Below are 4,255 nucleotides of genomic sequence, written 5' to 3'. Positions count from 1 at the left end.
TACGCACCAGAACTGGCGTTCTGGGCGGTGTGGTTCCAGTTGCTCTCCTTCTCCCAGAGCGGCTCCAGGCAGCCGTTGAACTCCTCGGCGCCCCAACCCTGGTCGAGGACCATCTGCAGGGCGATGCCCTTGGGGTCCCCTTCGAACTCCGGCGGGACCTCCTCTTCCTCTTCTTCCTCTTCCTCCTGAACGGCGGAGCCGGTGGCCGAGGTGCTGACGACGCTGTTGCCCCGTGCGCTCTCGCGCTGTTCCTGGGCCTGCTCACGCCGGTTCTGTAGTTCCTCCTCGGACAGCTGCTCGGAGGAGAAGAAGTCCTCGTTCTCCTCGGAGCCGGTGTCGGCTTCGGATTCTGTGTCGGCCGCGGGTTCTTCGGACCCGGGAACCGCGGCACTCGCCGCCAGGTTCGGGTCCAGACCGTCGTCCGCGAACGCGGAGACGGCGAACGTCGCACCGGCGACCAGGGTCGCCGCACCGACCGCCGCGGTACTACGCAGCGACATTCGGTTGAGTAGCACGATTGCCTTTCCCAAAAGGGGGTTTAGGGCAGGGAAAAACCTATTAATACCAGTTGTTCGCCTGTGAGTGGGACCAGGCCCCGCACGGAGTGCCGTAGCGGCCCTTGATGTAGTCGATGCCCCAGGCGATCTGAGTGGCGGGGTTGGTCTGCCAGTCGTCACCGTGAGAGGCCATCTTGCTGCCGGGAAGCGACTGCGGAATCCCGTACGCACCAGAACTGGCGTTCTGGGCGGTGTGGTTCCAGTTGCTCTCCTTCTCCCAGAGCGGCTCCAGGCAGCCGTTGAACTCCTCGGCGCCCCAACCCTGGTCGAGGACCATCTGCAGGGCGATCTCCTTGGCCGAGCCGGAGGGGACCGACCCACCGGAGGAACCTGAGGAGCTCGCGGAGCCGGAGGAGTCCTCGGGGGTGCTCTCGGATTCCGGTTCGGGTTCCGGTTCGGGTTCTTGGATCTCACTGCCGGAACCGGAACCGGAACGCGACGAGTCGGCGACGGCCGCTCCGGCCCGCTCACGGGCCTCCTCGCGCCGGTCCTCGCGCTCCTGCTCGTCCTCGGGGGAAGAACCGGCGAAGAAGTCGTCCGCCGTCTCGACCTCGGTGGGGGTCTCCTCGGCTTCGGGGAGCGTGGCCGCGGAAGTGGCCTGCTCCGGGTCGAGGTTTCCGGTGCCCGCGAAGGCGGAGACGGTGAACATACCGCCCGCGACCAGCGCCGCGGCGCCGACCGCGCTCATCTGGCGCAGAGAGATGCGGTGGATTAGCAAGGTCGCCCTTTCACGTTGACGCACGCGTGCCCCGTTCGGAGTCTTCGCGTGGTGCGGGGTGCCGCCGCAGGACCGCGTGGCCCTGGTGACCTGCGTGGAGGGGACGGAATCGCCGTTCGACCGACCACGGGCAGGGGCTCCCACACGGGAGGGGGTTGCTCGGTGCAGCGCATTCAGCCTGCATCATCGTCACGGTAAAGTAACGCCGGTTTTGCCGTGTCCTGGCTCACATCACGGAATGTGCCTGTTTCGCAGGACTCTGACCTGCGCTTGGACACGAAGAGTCAATGGGTGATCAAGTACGGACAGGTTTGTGTCACTCGTCTCCCAAGTACGGTTCTGAGTACCCGTACCGATGCGTCCGCATCCGCGAAGGCGCAGCATGGGGGGTATGAACGCCCAAGGAATCCCCCGGCGGCCAGGGGCGCCGCACCGCTGTCCCGGTTGCCGGACCGTGCTCGCCGTCTCGGCCCGGGCCTGCCCGAAGTGCGGACTCGGGCTGGTCGGGCCCACCGCGCAACGTCTGTGGTGGATCGACGCCGAACTGGCCTCACTGGACCTGCGCCGGCACACGCTGCTGGAGGAGCGGCCCGGGGTGCTGGCCCGACTGCGCGAGGAGACCCACGCGGCCGAACGGGTCGCCACCCCCTCGGCGCCCACCGCACCGGTTCCGGCCCCCGTGGCCCCGGCTCCCCGGCCCGCCGCGCCCACCCGTGAGGTGAGCCGGCGTTCGGCACAGAACGTCATCCTCGGCCTGGGCGCCCTCCTCATCGGAATCGCGGCGCTCGTCTTCGCCGTGTGGACCTGGAGCGACCTGGGCACCGGTGCCCGGGCCACCGTTCTGGGTCTGACCACCCTGACCTTCACCATCGTGACCGTGCCCCTGTATCGGCGCGGTCTGCGCTCCACCGCCGAAGCCTTCGGGGTGGTGGCCGCGCTCCTGATGTGCGTGGACGCACTGGCCCTGTGGTTCCTGTCCGACGGGCTCACCAACGGCCCGGGGTACACGGCGGCCGCCCTGGCGGTGATCGCCGCGCTCCTGGCGCTCTACCCGGCCCTGGTACCGCTGCGCTCACCCCGGGTCCTCACGGCGTTGCTCGCCCAGCCCGTACCGGTCCTGCTGGTGGCCGCCCAACCGGACGCGCACCCGGCCTGGTGGTTCACCGCGCTGGGCGCCACCGCGCTGGCCGACGCCATCGCCGTGCACATCCTCGGTACACCGCGCCCGGGGGTTCCGATCCGGACCCTGCGCGGGGCCGCGGTCACCCTGTGGGTGCTCTCCGCCCTGTCCGCGGTGCTGGTGGGCACCTTCCTGACCGGCTCCGACGACGACCCGTCGAACCGGTGGGCTCTGGCCGCGACGCTGTTCCTCGGCGGGGTGACCGGGCTGCTGTCGGCGCGCGGTCCCGGCCGCAACGCCGACGCACCATCGGCGTACTCCGTGGGCGGCCTGTCGGCCCTGGCCCTGCTCCCCCTGGCGGCGGGACCCTCGACCCTTCCGGCGCTCCCCAGGACGACCGTCCCGCCGTGGAGCGTGTCCCCGTCGGAGATGGCCGCCGCGGCTTCGGCGCCACCCGACCACGCGGCCCCCTACCTGGCCGGGGTCGCGGTGGCCGCGCTCCTGGCGTTGGGCGCGGTGTGGCTGCTGCGCCGCCGTTCGCTGTTCGTCATCGCGGTGCTCCTGACCCCTGCCACGCTCCTGGTCGTGCCACCCCTGCTCGGGATGTCCTGGACGATCACCGTGGTGTGGGCGCTGCTGGTGGGCGCCGCGCTGGTCCTGAGCGCCGGTGTGGCACCGCACGGGCTGAGCACGACACCGGTACTGGTCGGATCCGCCACCCTGTTCACCGGTCTGGTGTGGGCGCTGCCGGAGCGGTACACGACCTTGGCCGCGCTGCTACTGCTCGTGGTCACCGCCCTGATCGCCGCCGCCGGGGCCCGTCGGTTCGCCGAGCCGGGTTCGCGACCGGAACCGGGTGGTCGGGTCGCCGGACTGTACATGGGCGCGGTGCTGCCGTGGGCCCTGGTGCTCCTGACCGGTTCGGTCTTCGTGGTCGTCAACCGGGGCGCCCCCGGAACCGAACAGGCCCAGTGGTGGTTGCTGACCGCCACGGTGGTCCTGACGGGGGCGACGGCGCTGCTGCTGAGCCGGGTGCCCACGCCCTCATCGTCGCCGGCCCCGACCGCGCCGAACCGGACGGACCAACGCGCCGATCTGCGCGGGATGTTCTCCGTGGTGGGCCTGCTCGTCCTGCCGGCCGCGCCGTTGTCGGCGCTGCCGTCCCAGAGTCCCGCCCTGAGACTGTTCTCGTCCGAACACACGGTCTGGTCGGCGTCGCCCGGGGTGGTGCGCGAACCCGCGTCCGCCGTGCTGGGGCTGTCCGCACAGGCCGACACGTTCACCGGGGTGTCGGCGGCCTTGGGCGTCGTGGCGGTGGGGGTTTCGGCCTTGGCCCTGGTCGTGTTCATCGAACGGCGTTGGGCCTCGGTGGGTGTGGCGCTCATCGCGCCGCCCACGCTGGTTCCGCTGCCGGTTCTGCTCGACGCCCCGTTCGCGGTGGCGGTGGTGTGGACCCTGTTGGTCGGTGCCGCGTTGTTGCTGTGCGCGGGCCGGATGCGCGGGACCCTGTCCGTCCGGCTGCTCGGGGTGAGCGGTCTGGTGACCGTGCTGTCGGGGCTGGCGTGGTCGTCGGTGGAACGGCACACGATGCTGTCCGCGCTGGTCCTGCTCGCCGCGGTCACACTGGTCTCGGCGCTGTCGGCGCGACGCCCGTCCTCCGGGGGCGACGCCGCCGCGGCGGTCTACGGGCTGACGGTGATCGTGTGGGCCGTGGCGTCGGTGATCGGGGGCGTCTCACTGGCGGCCACCGCCGCCGTCGCCTTCCCGGGCGAGGGCCACGGACCGTGGTGGTTGTCGGGCGCCACGGGGCTGCTGCTCGGCACGACCGCCCTGCTGCTCGACGGGGTCGCCTCCCGTGTG

General features: G+C 71.1%; 2 protein-coding genes and 1 pseudogene. 1 reads left to right on the top strand and 2 read right to left on the bottom strand.

Features of this window, described 5'->3' with window-relative positions; all coding sequences use genetic code 11:
- Nucleotides 1-500: lytic transglycosylase domain-containing protein (locus tag K8V84_RS24985; RefSeq protein WP_304079179.1), on the bottom strand; the 500-nt coding region annotated here is incomplete at its 3' end.
- Between the two features lie 58 nt (nucleotides 501-558).
- Nucleotides 559-1,275: a lytic transglycosylase domain-containing protein gene (locus tag K8V84_RS24980; protein WP_304079178.1), complete on the bottom strand. Its 717-nt coding sequence runs from the start codon at nucleotides 1,273-1,275 to the stop codon at nucleotides 559-561.
- Between the two features lie 391 nt (nucleotides 1,276-1,666).
- Between K8V84_RS24980 and K8V84_RS24975 the strand changes: the two are divergent.
- Nucleotides 1,667-4,255 (top strand): annotated as a pseudogene (locus K8V84_RS24975) (hypothetical protein); the annotation flags it as partial.

It is taken from the genome of Nocardiopsis listeri (genome assembly GCF_020741345.1).
GTDB lineage: Bacteria > Actinomycetota > Actinomycetes > Streptosporangiales > Streptosporangiaceae > Nocardiopsis > Nocardiopsis listeri_A.
Note: the sequence above shows the minus strand (reverse complement) of the source record. Positions and strands in the feature narration are given on the sequence as shown.